At 68.6% G+C, this 20,656-nt stretch carries 5 protein-coding genes; all 5 read right to left on the reverse strand.

Annotation, left to right across the window (positions count from 1 at the left end):
- Positions 1-3,969, reverse strand: a 3,969-nt coding sequence (locus BLA15945_RS37035; RefSeq protein ID WP_174994711.1) for a non-ribosomal peptide synthetase, incomplete at its 3' end; no start/stop codon positions are given.
- Between the two features lie 83 nt (positions 3,970-4,052).
- Entirely contained in the window at positions 4,053-13,139 is a 9,087-nt protein-coding gene (locus BLA15945_RS37040) for a non-ribosomal peptide synthetase (RefSeq protein WP_174994712.1), read from the reverse strand.
- Complete coding sequence (locus BLA15945_RS37045; RefSeq protein ID WP_174994713.1) at positions 13,136-17,050, reverse strand: non-ribosomal peptide synthetase; 3,915 nt, start codon at positions 17,048-17,050, stop codon at positions 13,136-13,138. Before BLA15945_RS37045 ends, BLA15945_RS37040 begins: the two co-directional genes overlap by 4 nt.
- On the reverse strand, positions 17,038-18,654 hold the full coding sequence (locus BLA15945_RS37050; RefSeq protein WP_174994714.1) for an MBL fold metallo-hydrolase: 1,617 nt from the start codon (positions 18,652-18,654) through the stop codon (positions 17,038-17,040). Before BLA15945_RS37050 ends, BLA15945_RS37045 begins: the two co-directional genes overlap by 13 nt.
- Before the next feature lie 10 nt (positions 18,655-18,664).
- The coding region (locus BLA15945_RS37055; protein ID WP_455578880.1) for a condensation domain-containing protein at positions 18,665-20,656 on the reverse strand (1,992 nt) is incomplete at its 5' end.

The following is a 20,656-nucleotide window of genomic DNA, read 5'->3' on the forward strand; positions in this document are numbered from 1 at the left end:
GGAGAGCGTGGCGTCGTCATAGACGGCGGCGACGGCATCGGGCGTGCGCGCGACCTGCTGTTCGAACAGGCGGTGCAGCGGTTGCGCGGCGGCTTCGCCGAACTCCGTCCCGGTCCGGTTCCACTCGACGGTCAGCAGGTTCCGCTCGGCTTCGCTCGTCAACGCAAGCCCGCCGAGCGGCCGGTCCGGATCGGCGATCACGGCATCGACAAGCGTGCGGAAGTGTTCCGCCATGCGATCGATCGTGGCGGCGTCGAACAGGTCCAGGTTGTATTCCAGCGAGCCCGCCAGGCCGTCGTCGGCATCCTGGATATGGAGCGTGAGGTCGAACTTGGCGGTGTGGGTCTCCACCGCCACCGGCGTCGCCACGAGACCGGGGAAGTTCAACGTCTGGGAGTGCGCTTTCTCGTACGCGAACACGGCCTGGAAAACCGGCGTGCGGCTCAGGTTGCGCTCGAGCTTGAGCGAATCCACGACCTGTTCGAACGGAATCTCCTGGCGGCTATAGCCGTCCAGCGCGACGCGCTTCACGCGCGCCAGCAGTTCGCCGAAGGCCGGATTGCCCGACAGGTCCACGCGCAGCGCGAGCATGTTCGCAAAGAAGCCGATCAGCGGCTCGGTCATGCTGGAGCGCCGATTGGCGATCGGGGAGCCGATGACGAGGTCCTGCTGATGGCTGTACCGCGACAGCAGCAGCGCATACGCGGCGAGCACGACCATGAACGTGCTGGTGCCGGACGCACGTGCGATCGCGCGCAGGCCGTCGGCGCGTTCGCCGTCCAGCCGGAACGGCAGCACCGCGCCGCGGAACTGCTGGATGGCGGGGCGGGGACGGTCGGTGGGCAGTTCGATCAGGTCCGGCGCGTCCGTCAGCGATGCGCTCAGAAGCGCCAGTTCCCGATGCGTATCGGCGGACGCCAGGCGCTCGTGCTGCCACACCGCGTAGTCCGCGTACTGGATGGCCAGCTCCGGCAGCGGCTGGCCTGCATAGAGCGCGGCCAGTTCGCCGATGAGGATGCCTGACGACCACGCATCCGACACGATGTGATGCATCACGACGCCGAAGACGTGCCAATCCGCATGCACGCGATACAGCACGACGCGATAGAGCGGCCCGGCGGCGAGATCGAACGGACGATCGGCTTCCTCTGCGAGCAGCGCGAGCGCTTCGGACTCGCTGGCGACGTCGACGACGTCGAGCGCAACCGGCGCGGGCGGCGCAATGCGCTGGACCCCGAGGCCGTCGATGGCGGGAAACGTCGTGCGCAGGATCTCGTGACGCCGGCTGATCCCGGACACGGCGTCCCGCAGGCGCGGGAGGTCCAGTTCGCCGTCGAAACGCAGCGCGCTCGAGATGTTGTAGGCGGCCGACGGGCCTTCCAGTTGCGCGAGGAACCACAGGCGCTGCTGCGGAAAGGACAGCGGCAGATCGTTCGCGCGCGAGCGGGGCAGGATGTTGCCGGCCGTCGAACCGGCGCGGGGCGACGACGCCTCGATCAGGTCGGACACCGCGCCGATGGTCTGGAGTTCGAAGATCGCGTCGATGCCGATCTCGACGGAGAAGCTGCCCCAGATCCGCGAGACCAGCTGCATGGCCTGCAGCGAATCGCCGCCGTAGTCGAAGAAGCGGCCGGCGAGATCGACGGCCGGGTTGTCGAGCACGTCGCGCCAGATGCGCAACAGTTCGAGCTGGACCGGCGTGGCGTCGGGACTGGCCGCGTCGGGCGCGGCGGCCGGCGCCATGGCCAGCAGCGCCGGGCGATCCAGCTTGCCGTTGGCGTTGAGCGGAAATTCGGCGATCGGGACGATGTCGGACGGGACCATGTAGTCCGGCAGTTTCCCGGCCAGGAACGCCCTGAGGTCCGCCACGTTCAGGCTCGCGGAACCCTTGACGTAGGCCGCCAGCTTGCGCACGCCGTGCGCCGATTCGCGCAGCATGACCGCCGCGCCGACGACCGCCTCGTGCGCGGTGATCGCGGCCTCGATCTCGCCGAGTTCGACACGGTGCCCGCGAATCTTGACCTGGTCGTCGACGCGTCCATAGCACTGGATCCGCCCGTCGGGCAGCCATCGGCCGATGTCGCCGGTGCGATAGATGCGCGCTTCGCCCGGGAACGGATGCTCGACGAATTTCGCGGCGGTGACGTCGGGTCGCAGGTGGTAGCCGCGTGCGAGGCCGGCGCCGGCGAGGCAGATTTCCCCCGGCACGCCAAGCGGGACCGGCCGCAGGGCCTCGTCGAGCATGTACACCCGGGTATTGGCGATGGGCCGGCCGATCAGCACCGCAGCCGGCACGTCCTCGACGCGCTCGACGATGCAGCCGACCGTCGCCTCGGTGGGGCCGTACTCGTTGTAGATTTCGATCGACGGATCGATCTTGCGCAGCGTCGCGATGTGCTGGGGCGTCAGTTCCTCGCCGCCGACGATCACCTTGCGCACGCCGGAGCGTGCCAGGTTCATGTACTCCAGCAGGTGAATGTGGGTCGGCGTGAGCTTGAGGGTGTCGACGCCGCTGCCGGGCTGGAACATCCGGGCCAGGATGGTGTCGATGCTTTCCGACTGCGGATAGATGCGCAGCGTCTTGCCGCGCACCAGCGGGCAGAAGAGGTTGGTCAGCGTGAAATCGAAGCACAGCGAGCTGTACAGGCCGAAACTGCCGGTCGTGCTTTCCGGAAAGTAGTATTCGGCGGCCCACGCGATGTAGTGGGCCAGGTTCCGGTGTTCGAGCAGGCAGCCTTTCGGGCGCCCGGTCGAGCCGGACGTGTAGATCACGTAGGCCAGGTTCGCCGGTTCGGCGCGGCACGGCGGATTGTCCGGCAGCGGCGTCCAGTTGGGGAGCTCCTGGTCCAGCAGCAGCGTCACGCCGGAGAATTCGTACCACTGCGCCAGTTGGCTCGACTGGGTCACCAGCAGCGACAGGCCGGTGTCGCCGAGAATGTGATTGATCCGTTCGGCCGGATAGGCCGGGTCCAGCGGAACGAACGCCGCCCCTGCCTTCAGGATGCCGAGAATCGCGACGATCATCCATTCGGAACGTTCGAGCATGACGCCGACCAGCGATTCCTGCCCGACGCCGTAATGTTCGCGCAACTGATGCGCGAGGCTGTTGGCCCGGGCGTTCAGGTCGGCGTAGGTCATCAGCGCACTGTCGGTGACGAGGGCAGGCGCCGCCGGCGTGCGGGCGACCTGCGCTTCGAACATCTCGACGACCGTCGGATGGCGAGGGCCGGCCGCCGCGGTTTCGTTGAAGGTGGCCAGCCGCCGGCGCGCGTCCGGCGCGCTCGCGTCGATGTCGCCGACCGGCTGGTCGAGGCGTTCGAATGCCTGCAGCACCGTGGCGAGGCTGCTCGCGAAACCGTCCATGACGAACGGCTCGATGGCGCCGGCATGACGAATCTCGATTTCGCCGCGCGCCAGTCGCAGGTGCAACTGCAGGTCGTCGTCCTGCCCCGTCAGCGCGTGGTGCACCCGGTCGTCCGCCAGCGAGACCTTCGTGAGCTGCGCGAGCGCCAGCTCCTTTTCGTTACGCACCAGCGTTTCGAGCGGGAATCGATGCTCGGCATAGCTGTCCTCGACGATCCCGGCCACGCGCGACAGGTAGTCCTCGATGCGCTCCTCGGGGCGGACCTCGATGATCAGCGGAATGGCGCCGGCCCGGGTCGACGGGTGCTCGGCAAGCCCTGGCGTGCCGAGCACCGTGACCGGCGTCCGGAAGTATTGCCAGAGCAGGAACGCAATGCCCGCCGCCGTGACGGCGAATTCGGCAAGCTCGCCGTCGCCGATGCGCCGCAGCACGTCGAGCGACGCGGGCGTGAGCGGCACCGTGCGGGACAGCAGGCGCCCCGGTTGCGGGCTCGGCGCGTGCGCGGCGATCCGGTAGGTGCCGGTGACCCGGGACAGGCTTTCGCGCCAGAATCGCGCGGTGTGCGCATAGCGATGGTCGGTGACCAGCACGTTATTGTCTTGCACAGGAAACTCCTCGATACGTTTTGTTCACCTGAAACAACCCGGAGCCGGGCGCATGGCGCCCGCCGTTCGAACGCCGGCCGGCATCACGACTTCTCCTCGAGCACGTCGTCGGCGGTGACTTCGGGCACGCGCTTCAGGCGCAGGCCGACCCGTACGCGCGGGCTGGCGGCGGGCGCATCGCCGGACAGCGGGATGCGATCGACCGGCATGGCCGGATCGCGGCGGAAGACGTCCTGGATCGCGAGCAGTCGATCGCGCATCGCGGCAATGGTCGCGGGGCGGAACAGGTTGGCGTTGTAGATCAACTGAATGCGGTGCCGGCCATCGCTTTCCACGACCTGGAACGACAGGTCGAACTTGGCCGTGGTGTCCGTCTGCGAGCGGTCGGTGATGCGCAGATCCGACTGCGGCGCGGGCATCGAAATGGCGTTCGCCTGAATGTCGAAGATCGGGAAGTGGCCGGCCGGGGTGCGAATCTTCAGGTCGTCCAGCAGCGCATCGAACGGATAGGACGCATGCGCCAGCGCGTCCGTGGAGGCTTTCGCCACCGCATCGATCACCGCTTCGACGGTCGCGGACTTCTGCACCGGGACGCGGAGCACGAGGGTGTTGAGGAACACCCCGATCTGCGATTCGAGCTGCTCGCTGTCGCGTCCGGCCGACACGCTGCCGATGACGATGTCCTCGCGCCCCGTGTAGCGGTGCATCAGCACGCAGAACGACGCGAGGAGCACCGTGTAGAGCGACGTGCGGTGCGCGCGTGCCAGCGCCGCGAGGCCCGTCACCTGCGGCTCCGACAGTTCGACTTCGAGCGTCTGCCCGGCATGACCGGGCCGCTCGGGACGCGGGAAATCCGACGCCAGTTGCAGGCGGGGCAGCGGCGATGCCAGTTGCGCGAGCCAGTACGCGCGATGCGCGGCGGCGTGCGGGCCGTCGAGGCTCGCGTTGTGCCACGCGGCGTAGTCGCGATACTGGATCGACAGCGGCGGCAGGTCGTGCCCCGCATACAGGGCTTGCAGGTCGTCGGTCAGCACGCGGATCGACCATGCGTCCGATATCACGTGGTGCATGTTCAACAGCAGCAGGTGCTCCGTCGGGGAGAGCCGGACCAGCTTGACGCGCAAGAGCGGCCCCGACGCGAGATCGAATGGCTGCCCGCTTTCCTCGCGAATCAGCGCATCGATGGCCTGCAGTGCAGCATCGTCGGAGAGATCCATGTGCTCGACCCGGAATCCGGATGCCTCGCGGGTGAGGATGCGTTGCCGCAGCTCGCCTTCGATCATCGCAAACACGGTGCGCAGGCTCTCATGGCGATCGACCAGCGCGTCGAACGCACGAACGAGGCGCGCCGTGTCGATGGCGCCGTCCAGCTGCAGCGCGCCTGCCATGTTGTACGTGGACGGATCCGCGCTGCGGCTGGCGAGCCAGATCCGCTTCTGCGCACGGGACACCGCGTAGGACGGTTGCACCGCAAGCGCCGGGATGGGCGCATCGACATCGAGGCGCTCGGCGGGGCGGGACGCCAGCTTCCGCGCGAGTGCGCGCGGCGACGGCGCCTGGAAGATATCGGCGACCGCGACGTTCAGTTTCAGTTCACGCCGGATCCGGCTGACCATCTGGATCGCTTTGAGGCTTTGGCCGCCATGCTCGAAGAAGTCGTCGTCGACGCCGTTCGGCCGGCGGCCGAGCACCTCGGCGAAGATGCGCAGCAGCGCGGCCTCGACGGGCGTCTGCGGTTCGGCCGGCGCGCCGTCGGGCACCGACGCGGCCTCCGGGAGCGGCAGCGCGGCGCGGTTGATCTTGCCGTTCGGCATGACGGGCAACGCCGGCAGCAGCATCACGGTGTCGGGCACCATATGCGCCGGCAGCGTGTCGCGCAGTGCGTCGCGCAGGCGTTGGGGCGTCCAGCCGGTGCCCGACGCGTAGCCGCACAGGGTCATGTCCGAGTCCGGCGCCCGACGGGCGACCACGACGGCGTTGGAGATGCCTGCGAGCCCCGTCAGCGCGGCTTCGATTTCCCCAAGCTCGATGCGATAGCCGCGGATCTTGACCTGGAAGTCGCGGCGGCCGAAGAAATGGAGCGTGCCGTCGGCCCCGAAGCAGCCGATGTCGCCGGTGCGATACAGGCGCGCGCCCGGTTCCGGACTGAACGGATCGTCGCGGAACACCGCCCGGGTGCGTGCTTCGTCGAACAGGTAGCCGCGCCCGACGCCTGCTCCCCCGATGCAGATCTCACCTTTGACGCCGGCCGGGCACGGATTCATGTCGGCGTCGACGACGTAGAGGCGCAGGTTCTCGATGGGGCGGCCGATCGGAATCGCCGGCAGATCCGGCGCGCGTTCCATGCTGAAATGCGCGACGGAATCCGACGCTTCGGTCGGCCCGTACGCGTTGATGAGCCGGACCGCCGGATTCAGGCGGAACCACGCGTGCGCGGAGGCCGGCTGCAGGGTTTCGCCGATCGTCAGCAGTGTGTCGAGGTGCGGGAACACCGGCGCCGGGTGCCGTTCCAGCTCATCGAGGAAGGTCGCCAGATAGGACGGCACGAACTGCATCGCCGTGATGCGGTCGCGGTGAAGCGCGTCGATCAGGCGCGCGGGCTCGAGAATGTCGGCATCGGGATAGATCACCGTCGTGCCGCCCGACACCAGTGCCGCGAAGCACTGCCAGACCGAAATGTCGGAGCAGTGCGAAGCGGTCTGTGCGACCGCGCTCTGCGCGCCGAGCCCGACCCTGCGCGCCATCGCGAGCACGTGATTGAGCATGCCGCGATGCTCGACCATCGCGCCCTTCGGCTGGCCGGTCGAACCCGACGTGAAGATTACGTACGCAAGGTCCGCGGGCCGGCAACGCGGCACCGGCGCGCCGGCGTCGCGTTGCTCGGGCACGCGCGCGGGATCGACCCGCGGGATCGACGCCAGCGCCGGCGGCGGCACGCCGTCCGTCGCGACGACGATGGCCGGCCGGGCCAGCGTCAGGAGGGTCTCGACCCGCTGGGCCGGATAGGCCGGATCGACCGGAACGTACGCCGCGCCGCACTTCCAGATGGCCAGGATCGTTTCCAGCATCAGCGGCGAGCGCGGCATCCAGACGGCGATCCGGTCGTCCGGCCCGATCGGCGCGACGTGCAGCAGATGACCGGCGATCCGGTTGGCGCCTTCGACGAGGTCGCGATAGGTGCGGACCTCCGTGCCGCAACGGACCGCAATGCGCTCGGGGTGCGCGGCGGCGACGGCTTCGATCAGTTCGGGCAGGGTCCGGTCGGACGGAACCGGCGCGAACGTATCGTTCCATCCGAGCACGATGGCGTCCCGCTCCGCGGCGGTGAGGAGCGCAACGCTGCGGTTCGGGCGATCTTCCTCGCCGGCGAGGCCGACGAGCAGCGTTTCGACGTGACCCAGCAGGCGGACGATCGTTTCGCGATCGAACCGGCCGTCGTCGTACAGCACCTGCAGCGACAGGCGCTTGCCCGGCGTCACGACCAGCGTCAGCGGGTAGTTGTTCGGATCGGCGACCTGGAATTCGCCGATCCGCAGGCCGGGCAGCCCGTCGGCCAGCGCTTCCTCGACCGGATAGTTCTGGAAGATGAGCAGGCTTTCGAAGAGCGGCACGCCGGGCGGCAGGCCCGCGAATTTCTGGATGTCGGCCAGCGGATAGTGCGCATATTCCTCCTGCTGCGCGAGCTCCATCTGCAACTGCGCGAGCCACGCGGACGTCGGGCGCGCGTCGATGCGAACCCGCACCGGCAGCGTGTTGATGAACAGCCCGACCATCTCGTCCGACGCCGGCAGCGAGGCCGGGCGACCGGAAACGATCGTGCCGAACACGACGTCCGCTTCGCCGCTGTAGCGGCCCAGCAGCTGTGCCCACGCGCCCTGCACGAGCGTGTTGAGTGTGAGTCGACGGGTTTGCGCGAAGGCGACGAGCCGTTGCGTGTCGCTTTCGGAGAGCCGCAGCGGCACTTCGACATAGGCGCCCGGCGCGGCCGTGCCGTCGAGTTCCGGGCGTCCCAGCACGAGCGGCGTCGTCGCCGGGAAATCCGCCAGCCTGGTCTTCCAGAAGCGTTCCGCCGCGGCTGCGTCCTGGCGCGCCAGCCAGCGCACGTACTCGGCGAACGCAGGCGGCGCGTCCTGCTCCGGCGCACCGTCGGCCGGCAGCGCCTGATAGGCGGCGGCCACTTCGCCCAGGAGCCGGGCGGAGCTCCACCCGTCGAGCAGGATGTGGTGATGGCTCCAGTGGAAGCACCATGCGTGATCGCCCATGCGGAACAGCGCGAGACGCATCAGCGGCGCCCGGGTGAAGTCGAAGCCGCGTGCCCGGTCCTGCGCGTCGTAGGTTTGCCGACGCTGTTCGGCCTGCGCGGCGGACGCCGCGCGCAGATCCTCCTCGTGCCACGGCAAGTCGATATGGCGATGCACGACCTGCACGGGGCTGTCGAGATCTTCCCAGTGAAACGACGTTCGCAAGATGTCGTGCCGTTGCGCTACGGTATCCCACGCGCGGTGGAACCGTTCGGCGTCGAGCGCGCCGTCGATACGGAAATTCAGGCTGCTGAAGTACGCATCCGACGCGGGTTCGTACAGCCCGTGGAACAGCATGCCCTGCTGGGTCGGCGTCAGCGCGTAGACGTCGGCGATCTCGTCCGGCATGACCGAGGCCGGCGCCTGCGCCTGGCCGGTCGCGGGCCGGGTCGATGCGGACGGGACGGCAGGGTCGGCGACCAGGGATTCGAGTGCCGCGATGTACGCTTGCGCGACGCGCCGGATGGTGGCGGCGTCGTGGCAGGCCCGGCTGAATTCCCACGCAACATGCAGGCGGTTGCCGGTCACATAGGCGTTGATGTCGAGCAGGTGTTCGCGCCGCTGGCTCGCATGGCGGCCGTCGCCGCTCGGCTCCGTCGCCGGTTTCCAGTCGCGCGCGGCGGCGAACAGCTGGTCGGTCTGGCCCAGGTAGTTGAACAGCAGTGGCGGCTGCGGCGCCGGAGCGTCGAGCCGGTCTTGCAGCAGGCCATAGCTGATGCCCGCGTTCGGCACGGCGCGCAGTTGCGTCTTCACCGACGCAACCAGGCGAGCCGGATCGTGCAGGCCGGGATCGACCGTCAGCGCGACCGGGAACACGGACGTAAACCAGCCCACCGTGCGCGAGATGTCGAGGTCTTCGACCAGTTCCTCGCGCCCGTGCGCTTCGAGATCCAGCAGGACGTCGGCGGATCCGCTCCAGTCGCTGACGGCACGCGCGAGCGCGGCAAGCAGCACGTCGTTGATCTGCGCGTCGTAGGCCCGGGGCGCGGCGCCCAGCAAGGCCGTCGTCGCGGCTTCGCCCAGCTCGACCACGATCGTTTCGGCGGACGACACGGTATTGGCGTCGGCCGGCGCGGTGCGGTCGAGCGGCAGGCCGGGCAGGTCGGCGCGCGCGAGGGCCTGCCAATGGACGCGATCGGCGTCGGCGGCGCCCGCGCCGGCCCAGCGCGAGATCGCCTGGGTCCAGGCGGCCCACGTCGCGCTGCCGCCCGCAAATTCGGGCGCCTTGCCGTTGCGCAGGCGGGTATAGGCGTCGTACAGGGTTTCGAGCAGCGCCCCCCACGACACGCCGTCGACGACCAGGTGATGCGCAACCAGCAGCAGACGAAGCGAACGGCCTTCGTCGAGACGGAACAGGTCCGCACGCACGACGGGGCCGTCCGACAGATTCAGGCTCGCATGCGATTGCGCGACGTGCTGCGCGAGCTGGTCGCGCGGAAGGTCGAACACGCCGACGGGCACTTCCGGATCGTCGACGACTGCCTGGATCCAGCCGGACTCGCCCGCGCGAAAGCGCAGCCGCAGCGCATCGTGCCATTTGACCGCGTGCCGCAACGCCTGGCGCAGCAAGGCGGGATCGAAATCCGCCGGCACGTCGAGCAGGACCGCCTGGTTGTACTGGTGCGGATCGTCCTGGTGCTGCGCGAAGAAACGCTGCTGGATCGGCGTCAGCGGCAGCGGGCCGGACGATGCGACGAACTCCGCCGCGCCGACCGTGCCGCGCGTGGTCACGGCGGCGAGCTCGGCGACCGTCGGATGCTGGAAGATCAGCCGGGTGGTGAGTTTCAGGCCCGCCTTGGCGGCCAGCGACACGATGCGCATGCTGAGAATCGAGTCGCCGCCCAGCGCGAACAGGTTGTCGTGGATGCCGGGCGCCGGAATGCCCAGCGCTTCTCCCCAGATGCGGCACAGCAGCGTCTCGGTGGGCGTGCGCGGCGGTGTCGGTGCGTGTACCGCCGCCGACAGCCGCGACCGGTCCAGCGGCGGCAGCGCCTTGCGGTCGATCTTGCCGTTGCCGCTCAGGGGCAGCGCGTCGAGCACCACGTAGATGGCGGGCACCATGTAGTCCGGCAGCGTGGCGGACAACGCGGCGGCTATCGCGGCATCGCTCAGCGACGCGCCGTCGCGGAACGCGACATACGCGCACAGCGCGGCGCGGCCGGCGTCGTCGCGATAGTCGAGCGCGGCCGCCTGGCGGATTTCCGGAATGGCGGCCAGCGCGTTGTCGATCTCCCCGAGCTCGATGCGGTAGCCGCGGATCTTCAGCTGGTGGTCCTTGCGGCCGTAGAGCGCGATCGTGCCGTCGGGGAGATAGCAGCCGATGTCGCTGGTGCGGTACATGCGGACGCCGCGCTCCGGAACGAACGGATCCTCGACGAAAGCCTCCCGCGTCGCGGCTTCGTTGTTCAGGTAGCCGCGGCCGACGGCGATGCCGGACACGCACAGTTCGCCGGGAATCCCGATCGGGCACAGGTTCATCTGCGGGTCGACGACGTAGAGGCGCACGTTGCGGATCGGCTTGCCGACCGGGACGTAAGGCGTGGCCGGCGCGCACGTCATGCGGTGCTGCGCGACGTCGTCGGACGCTTCCGCCGGGCCGTACGCGTTCACCAGCGCGATGTCCGGGAACACGTCGAACCACCGTTTCACCAGGGCCGGGCTGACCATCTCGCCGGTGACGAGCAGGTGCCGCAGGTGCCGCATCAGCGCCGGCCGTTCCGACGCGCGGTCGAGCACGGCGGACAGATAGGACGGCACCAGTTCGAGGATGCTGACCCGGGTGGCGTCCAGGGTCGCGACGAAGGACGCGGGATCGCGAATGCATTCGTCGTCGACGATCACGGTCTTGCCGCCGGCGAGCGGCGCCGTGAAAAATTGCCAGACCGAAATATCGAAGCAATGCGGCGCGGTTTGCGCGATCACCGACGACGCCGAAATCGAAAACTCGTCGATCTCGGCGAGCATGTGATTCAGCATGCCGGCGTGCTCGACCATCGCTCCTTTCGGCTTTCCGGTGGAACCGGACGTGTAGATCACGTAGGCGAGGCTGTCGGGCGACACGGGGCGGCCGGGATTGGTGTCGTCGTCGCTCCCGGTGGCGTCGTCGAGCGACACGACCGGCGCGAGCGAGGCCAGCTCGGGCGGCAACAGGCCGTCGCAGGTCATCACGAGGGCGGCGCCGGAATCCTCGAGAATGGTGCGGATGCGCGCCGCCGGATAGTTGGGGTCGATCGGAATGTAGGCGGCGCCGCACTTCCAGACGGCGAGGATCGCCTCCATCAGGCGGGCCGACCGGTGCATGCAGATCGCGACCAGCGCGTCCGGCCCCAGCTCGGCGGCGGCCAGCAGGCGGTGCGCGATACGGTTGGCGCGGGCGTTCAGTTCACCGATGCTCAGGACGCCGTCGCGGTACTCGACCGCCGGCCGCCCCGGGTGCGCCGCAGCGGCCTGTTCCAGACGATGCACCACGGTGAGCGCGGCGTCGAACGGCACGGCGGTGTCGTTGAAGGTGTCCAGCAGTTGCCGGCGTTCGGCCTCGGGCAGGATCGGCAGGCGTCCGAGCAGCCGGTTCGGATCGGCCGCGAAGGCATCGAGCGTCGCGGCCACGTGGCCCAGCATGCGCTGCATCGTGTCTTCGTCGAAGCGACGCGGATCGAACGACAGTTCCATCTTCCAGTCGTCGCGCGCCGTCACCACGAATTCGAGCGGGATGTCGGCGCGGTTGTAGAGTTGAACCTCGTCGACCGCCAGCCCGTGCGCGCCATGCGTCAGCGACGCGTCCAGCGGGTAATTCATGAACGTGATGTTGCTCTCGAACAGCGGCGTCGTCAGCGGCACGTCGCTGCAGCGCTGGATGTCGGGCAACGGCGTGTGCTCGAACGGCGCGCGGGCGGCCACGCGCGCCTGGATCATCTTCAGCCACGGCACCAGCGGCTGCCTGGGGTCGACCCGCACCCGCACCGGCACCGTATTGATGAACAGGCCGAGCATGGATTCGATCCCGGGCAGGTTCGCGCCCCGTCCGGACACGACGGCGCCGAACACCACGTCGGTCTCCCCGCTGTAACGCGACAGCACGAGCGCCCAGGCCGCTTGCGCGAGGGTATTGAGGGTGACGTGATGACGGGCCGCAAATTGCCGCAGGCGCGCGCTCAGGTCGGCCGACAGGTCGGCCTGCACTTGCGCGAGGCCCTCGCCGAAGCGCTCGCCCGCGTCCGCGCGCGCGGCCGTGGGCAGCGGGGTCGGCGAGTGAAAACCTTCGAGATAGCGCGCCCAGTATTGCTGCGCGGCTTGCGGCTCGCGCTGCTGCAGCCACTGGATATAGTCGCGATAGGGGCGCACCGCGGGGAGCGTCGGCGGCACGCCGTGCGCGAGCGCGCGATAGGCCTCGAAGATCTCCTCGATCACGAGCGACAGGCACCAGCCGTCGGCCAGGATGTGATGGTGGCTCCAGCTGAACAGGTAGGCGTGCTCGGCGACGCGCACCAGGCGGCAGCGCACGAGCGGCGCACGATCGAGCGCGAAGCCTTCGGCCAGGTCGCGGTCGAGATGCGCGCGCCACCGCGCGCGCTGTTCGTGGTCCGGCAGATCGCGCCAGTCGTCCTGCACCCACGGCAGCGTGGCGTGCGCATGCACGACCTGCATGGGCTTGTCGAATTCCTCCCAATGGAACGACGTGCGCATCACCGGGTGCCGATCGATCAGCTGCTGCCATGCGGCTTGAAACAGCGCGGGATCGAGGCTGCCGGTGATCCGGCAACCGAGCTGGTTGAAGCTGCTTCTCGCGCCGGGCGAGTGCACGGCATGAAAGAGCATCGCCTCCTGCATCGGGGAGAGCTCGTAGATATCGGCGATGGTGGGGGAGGTCACGATTTGATCCTTGATACGAGGGCGTCCAACGCTTCCTGACTGATGCGCGCGGCCGGAAAGTCCGACGGGCTCAGCCCGCGCGGGCCGTCACCGCTGGCCTCGACGATCGACAGCAGGCGGCTGCGGTAGCACTGCGTCAGCTGCTCGATGACGCCGGGTGCGCAGGCCTCGCGGTTGTAGCGCCAGGTCAGGCGCAGACGCCCGTCGAACACCATCCCGTCGATCTCGAACAGGTGGCCGCGACGTGCGCGCGGGCTGTGCTCGGGACTCTGGAAGTCGAGCACCGGCTTCCAGCCCGTGTCGTCGGCCAGCACGCGGTCGATCTGGCCGAGGTAGTTGAAGCGCACCGGCGCCGGCGGCTGCCGCGCCAGTGCCGCCGCGATGCCGGCGTCGTTGCCGAGGTAGCGGGCGACGCCGTAGCCGAGCCCGCGCATCGGCACCGCGCGCAGCTGCTCCTTGACGTGGCGCAACGCGTCGACCGCCACGGTGGCGTCGCCGGCATTCAGGTACACCGGGTAGTGCGTGGTGAACCAGCCGATCGTGCGCGACGTATCGACGCCGTCGAAGAGGTCCTCGCGACCGTGGCCTTCGAGCTCGACGACCAGCGTGGCGTTGCCGGTCCAGTCGCCGAACGCGAGCAGCAGGGCCGTCAGCAGGACTTCGTTGATCTGGGTGTTGAACGTGCGCGGCACGTCCTGCAACAGCGCGAGCGTCTGCCCGGCGTCGAAATCGATGACCGTCGTGCCGGCTTCGCCGACGGTGCCGACGGGCATGTCGTCGAAGCATGCAGGCTCGTCCGCGCTGGCCTGGAGCCAGTAGTCGAGCCCGTCGGGCGCGCTCGCACCGAGTTCGGACAGGCGCGTCGACCAGTCGCGCCACGCCGTCGTCCTGGCCGGCAGCTGCACCGCTTCGCCCGCTTCGCGCTGGCGGCATGCGGCGTACAGGTCTTCGAACAGGATGCGCCACGACACGCCGTCGATCACCAGATGGTGCGCGACCACCAGCAGGCGCTGCGGCGCGTCGGGACCGAACTGGAACAGGTGCGCGCGCAGCAGCGGCGGCGCCGACAACGTGAAGCTTTCCTGCAGGTCGCTGGCGGTCGCGAGCATCGCCGCCTGGCGTGCGGCGGGCGCCGCGTCCGCCAGCGACGTGACGCCGAGCGGAATCGCCAGCGGCGGCGCCGCATGCGATTGCTGCCATGCGCCGGCGACGCGCTCGAACCCCAGCCGCAGCGCGTCATGATGGGTCGCGACCGCCGCCAGCGCGTGCTCGAGCACGTCCGGCCGCAGCGACGCGGGCACCTCGATCATGGTCGACTGGTTGTAGTGGTGCGGATCCGCCACGTCCTGTGCGAAGAACCACGACTGGATCGGCGTCAGCGGGGCGGGGCCGACCACCGGTTCCTGTGAAATCCGGAGCGACGGCGCCTCCACCGCGACCTGGGCAAGCGCGGCGATGGTCGGATGCGCGAAAAACTGGTCGGCGGTGAATTTGAGGCCGACCTGCTGGGCCAGCGACATCACCTGGATGAGCAGGATCGAGTCGCCGCCGAGTTCGAAGAAATTGTCGTGCACGCCGATCGGCTCGCGGCCCAGCACCTCGGACCAGATCTTGCCCAGGCGCGCTTCGACGTCATTGGCCGGTGCGGCGTACGCGGTTGCGCCCGGCACGGGCGCCAGCTCCAGCGCGGCGAGCGCCTTGCGGTCGGGTTTGCCGTTCGGTGTCAGCGGCAGGCGTTCGAGCGTCACGATCGAGGCGGGCACCATGAACTCGGGCAGGCGTTCCTTCAGATGTTCCCGCAGGCCGGCGACGCTGGCCGTCGCCGTGGCGACGCAGGCCACCAGCTGCTTGTGCTGCGGCGTATCCTCGCGCACGAACACGATCGCGTCGGTCACGCCGGCGTGCTGCCGGAGCGCCGCTTCGATTTCGCCCGTCTCGATGCGATAGCCGCGAATCTTCACTTGCGTGTCGCGGCGCCCGGTGACTTCCAGGTTGCCGTCCGGCAGCCAGACGCCGAGGTCGCCGGTGCGATAGAGGCGCTCGCCCGCTTCGAACGGGTGGTCGACGAACGCGGCGGCGCTCAGGTCGTCGCGGCCGACATAGCCGCGCGCCAGCGCGATGCCGGATACGCAGATCTCGCCGGCACACCCGTCGGGGGCCAGCGCCCCGTGCTCGTCGAGCAGGTACAGGTGCGTGTTGTGGATCGGCCGGCCGACCGGCAGACGGGCGCCGTAGGCGATCGCCGGGTCGACCACGTAGTCCGCGATGCACACGGTGGCCTCGGTCGGGCCGTACGAGTTGTGGCACACGCGGGTCCGGGCCAGTTCGCGCAGATCCGCCACGCGCGCGTTGTCGCCCGCGCTGATGACCCGCTTCACGGCGCCGAGCGCGTTCCAGTCGAGCGACGCGAGATAGGCCGGCGTCGCGTTGACGGTGGTGACACCCTGCTGCGCGATGTAGTCGACGAAGCGCGGCACGTCCCGGATCACGGCGGTCTTCGCCAGCACCAGGCGCGCCCCCGCGAGCAGCGTGACGAAAATCTCCATGATCGAGCCGTCGAAGCCCGGGGAGTAGAACTGGACGAACCGGTCGTCGGCATCGAAACCGAAGGCGTTCACATGGTACTGCGCCATGTTCAGGAGCCCGGCATGTTCGAGCACGACACCCTTGGGGGTGCCCGTGGAGCCGGACGTGTAGATGATGTACGCCGCGTCGCCCGGCGCGACCTCGACCTGAGCCGACGCCGGTGCGGGTTCCAGCGTGTCGAGCTGAAAGTCGAGCGCGAACATCGGAATCGCCCAGAAATCGGCGAGCAGCGGCAGGTATTCCGAGTTCGTCAGCAGCGCCTTGACGTTCGCGTCCTCGATCATGAAGCGCAGCCGCTCCCGCGGAAACTCCGGGTCGAGCGGCAGATACACTGCGCCCGCCTTGAGCGCGCCGAGCATGCCGACGATCCAGCGCTCGGAACGGTCGGCGACCACCCCCACCACGTCGCCGCGCCCGATCGCGTATTCGGCGAGCAGGAAGCCCGCCAGCCGGGACGCCTGGTCGTCCAGCTGCGCATAGGTCAGCGATGCGTCGGCGGTCACCACCGCGACGCTGTCCGGCGTGGCCGCGACCCGTTGCGCGAACTGCGCGAGGAAGGTGCCATCCACGGCAACGGGTGCCGCATGCGCAAGCAGGCGCGCACGTTCCTCGTCATCGAGCAGCGAGACCGTGTCGAGCGGGGCGTCCAGCGCGCCGAAGCCGGCCACGACGTTGCGCAGGTGCCGCGCGACATGCTGCAGATAATGCAGCGTGAAGACCGTCGGCCGGCCCGTCAGGACGATCTCGTAGCACGCGCGATGCCGGATCTCGATCGACAGGTCGTAGTCCCCCGCCGTCCACGCTTCGTGCAGGCCGTCGAAGCGCACGCCGACGTTGGTCGCGGGCCGTGCGCCGCGCAGTTTGTGCGCGAGGGCCGCGATCGGAAAATCCTGATACGAATAGCTGCGCTGCACGCTGTCGCGCACCTGGTTCAGGTACGCGCGAACCGTGGGGCCGGGCTGGGCGGCGTCGAGCAGCGGGATGGAATCGGCGGAACCGTTCGCGGCTTCGGCGATCAGGCGCGGCGTATCCACGAACAGGCCGGCCGCGCCGTCGTAGCGCCCGAGCACCCGGAACAGCGCCGCCAGCAGCACGACGAACGCGCCCAGCTCGTTGCCGGCCGCGAGCTTCGCCAGGGCCTGCCCCGCGTCGCCGTCGAGCGCGAACGTCAGCGCCGGCGCGGGGCCGAGGGGCAACGCATACGCCTGCCACGCTTGCTGAAGACGGAAGTCTTCGTCGAGGCGTCCGAGCGCCTCGCTCCAGAACGCGAAGTGTTCCTGGTATTGCCCGCTGGTCGACAGCGCGTTGAGATTCAGTTCTGACAAAGCACGATCTCCCTGGTCGCGTACAGGATTTCGGAAGCGATGCCCTTGGCCTTGCAGTGCGCGACAAACTGGGTGGACTGGATATGGCTGGGCGAGTTTTCGTCGAAGGTGTTGTCGAGGAGGTGGTTGAGCCACGGCTCCTGGCCCATCGCGTAGACATACGCTGCGTTGAACGGGAAGTCGTCCACCAGCGCGGCCGCCTCGCCGAACTGGCAGCCCCGCGCCCGGCGCGAGCGGTCGAGGTCGCGCGGCAGCGCCTTGGGAAACAGCGGGCCGTAGACCCATGACGGCGGTGCGCCCTCGGTTTCCATCCCGACGAACAACGTGTCCGGCTTGCCGGCGAGGCGGAAGACATGCTCGTAAAGACGCGGGTCCAGGTTGCAGGAATCGGCGATGCACAGCACCGAACGCGTGCCGAAGCGGATCATGAAGCTCTGCTTGCTCTGGATCGCCAGGTCGTTGTGTTCGCCCAGGAACGGAATGGCGGTGATGGCGCCGTTGGGCACCTTGATTTCGTCTGCATCCCTGACTTCCAGCACGTCGTCGAAACCGAGCTTGCGCAACGCCAGCGCCAGTGACGGATCTTGCGGAAACCCGTCGAGATTCCTGCCGACCACCACGGTCTTGACCTTGTGGCGAAGCTGCAGCAGCGTTTCGAGGACGATGTGATCGTGATGGCTGTGCGTGATCAGCACGTAGTCGATCTGGTCGGGCAAGTCCGCGAACGTATAGCGCGGCAGCGCGGTGTCGTAGCCGTAGCTGATCACCGGATCGATCAGGATGCTCACGCCGCGGCTCTGCACCAGCAGGCACGCGTGGCCGTAATAGCGGATGCGGATGTCGTCGCCGTCGAACGAACGATCCGGTTTCGGCGCGGGCGCCTCCTCGACGAAGAACGTGCGGAACAGCGGCTCGTCCTTCTCCTCCACGCGCATCAGGTCGACGATTTTCGCGTAGCTGCCGGGCGTGTCGCGCATCCGGAACAGCGCATCGAGCGCGCGATCGTCGAAGGCCATGTTGCAAAACAGCGTGCGCTCGTCGCTGAGCCGGGGCGTGCTGAGAATGAACGGCCGGGGCGTGTTCTCGTCGATCGCCGACAGCGCGATGCTCTGGGCGTCGCGCGCGTAGAGCGGGCTCGCATACAGCAGGCTCTCGAAGAGCCGGAAGGACGGGTTGTGATTCAGGTCGTAGTAGATCTCGACATAGCCTTTCAGCACTTCCGGGATCTCGGGATAGATCGGATCCGACGCCATCCCCTTCGCCTGTTCCAGCAGCAACGTGGAGAACGTCTTGTAAGCCTTCGCCAGCTCCAGTTGGCGGGTCGCGCGAGCGGTGGTCTGCTCGATCAGCGCGCGGATTTCGTCGACGCGCTTGCCGCCCAGGTCGAGAAACGGGCCACCGCGCATCGCGGGATCCTTGCAGGCCGCCGCATGCATCATCGGCGACGCCGCATAGGATTTCATCAGCGGCAGGAACCGCTCGGCCACGTTGAGCGCGGCGGTCAACGGCGGCAGCGTGTGAAACCACGCGTACCAACCGTTGATCAGCGGTTCGAACTGAATGTTTTGCCGCAGGTAGACGTGTGTGCTGGACGAAATAGTCAACGAAGGCTCCTTAGAATGCGCTGAGTTCGACGGTCGGCTGACGGGTTTCGGCGTGCAGCGCAGGTTGTCCCAAGGTCAGGTTCCGGATGCGAACACCCGGATCGGCGAGCACTTCGCCGATGACGGACGTCAGCGCGTCGGCAAGGCCTTGCACCAGGGCCTCGCTGAACCGCCCCGCGTGATAGACGACGCTGATCGCGAGGCCCTCGGCGCGCGGCTCGGCCAGGAACCAGAAGTCCGTCGCGGCTTCCGTGTCCGCGCGTTGCGGATCGTGGTCCGGCCGCTCGGCAATGTGCACTTGTCCCGCATAGCGATCGACGGCGCCCTCGCGCTGGTTCTGCAGCGTCAGGCCGATGTCGAAGAGCGGGTTGCGTCCCGCAACGCGTTTGATGTGCAGTTCGTCGAGCAGGCGATCCAGCGGATACAGCGGATGGGAGAACGCTTCGAGGGTGGTGTCCCGCACCCGGGTCAGCAGCGTGTCGAAACGGTCGTCGCCGGCGACGCGATCGCGCAGCGCCAGCACGTTCAGGTAGGGGCCGACCTGCGCCTCGAGTTCGGGCAGCTCGCGGCCCGCGACCGGCGTGCCGACGACGATGTCCTCCTGGCCGGAACGGCGGTAGAACAGCGCCTTGATGGCGGACAGCAGCGCGACGAACAAGGTCGCGCCGTGACGCTTGCCGAGCGCATCGAGCGCCGCCGTCTCGGCGGCGGGCAGTTCGAACCGCCAGGTTTTCCAGCTCGGCGCGGCCGGCTGCTCGACGTCGCCCGGCAGTGCCAGCGCGCGCAGGCCGCCGCCCAGCTTGGCCAGCCAGTAGTCCTTCATGCGGGCGCCGTCCGGCCCGGCGAGCAGGCGGTTCAGCCAGCCGGCGTAATCCTTGTACTGGATCGAGAGGGCGGGCAGCGGATTGTCCCGACGCTGGACGAACGCGTCATAGAGCTTCGACAGGTCGTCGAGCAGCACCTCCGTGGACCAGCCGTCGCTCACGATGTGATGCATCGTGCAGAGGCAGACGTGCCGGACTTCGGACAACCTGAGCAGCTTGACGCGGAAGAGCGGGCCGGCGGCGAGATCCATCGGCGCGAGCCGTTCGCTCTCGTAGATCGAGATGACCTGGGCGTCCCGGTCCTCGGCATCCTGCAGATTGACGACCTCGACCGGGAAGGCCGCTTCGCCGGGCGGCAGCACCTGCTGGACCGGCTGATTGCCCGCCAGCACGAAACGCGTGCGCAGGATCTCGTGACGTTCGCTCAGCGCGCGGAACGCACGCACGAGCGCATCCACGTCGAGCACGCCCTCGAACAGCAGGGACGTGGGCAGCGGCCCGCCGGCCTGCCCCGCATTGAGGCGATCCTGGACCCACAGCCGGGTCTGGGCGGGAGAGAGTTCGTAGTGCGTCTGCGCCGGCAGCGGCGTCACGGGCACGTAATCGATCGGCTGCGTATCGGCGATGCGCTTCGCGAGGCCTGAAATGGTGGGGTGCGCGAACAGGCTGCGGATTTCCAGTTTCGCCTGCAGATCGCGACGGATGCGCGCGACGACCTTCGTCGCGGACAGCGAATTGCCGCCCAGCTCGAAGAAATTGGCGGTCGTACTGATGCGGGCCTGGCCGAGCACTTCCTGCCAGATGGCCGTCAACTGCGCTTCGAGCGCGTTGGCGGGCGCAACGTGGTCCGGGCCGTCGCCGGGTTCGGGCAGCCTGGCGCGATCGAGCTTGCCGTTGGGCAGGGTCTCGAACGCGGTCACGACGACGAACGCCGACGGCACCATGTAATCCGGCAACCGCTGCCGCAGATGGCCGCGTACCGCTTCGATCAGTTCAGCTTCGGGGTGCGACGCGCACAGCCATGCGACGAGTTTCGCGCCGTCGTCCACGCCGCGCACCGCCACGACGGCGGCGTCGACCAGCGGGTGCGAGGTCAGTACCGCCTCGATTTCACCGGGCTCGATGCGCAGGCCACGCAGCTTGATCTGGTGATCGATGCGGCCGAGGAATTCGATGTT

This window comes from Burkholderia arboris (assembly GCF_902499125.1).
GTDB lineage: Bacteria > Pseudomonadota > Gammaproteobacteria > Burkholderiales > Burkholderiaceae > Burkholderia > Burkholderia arboris.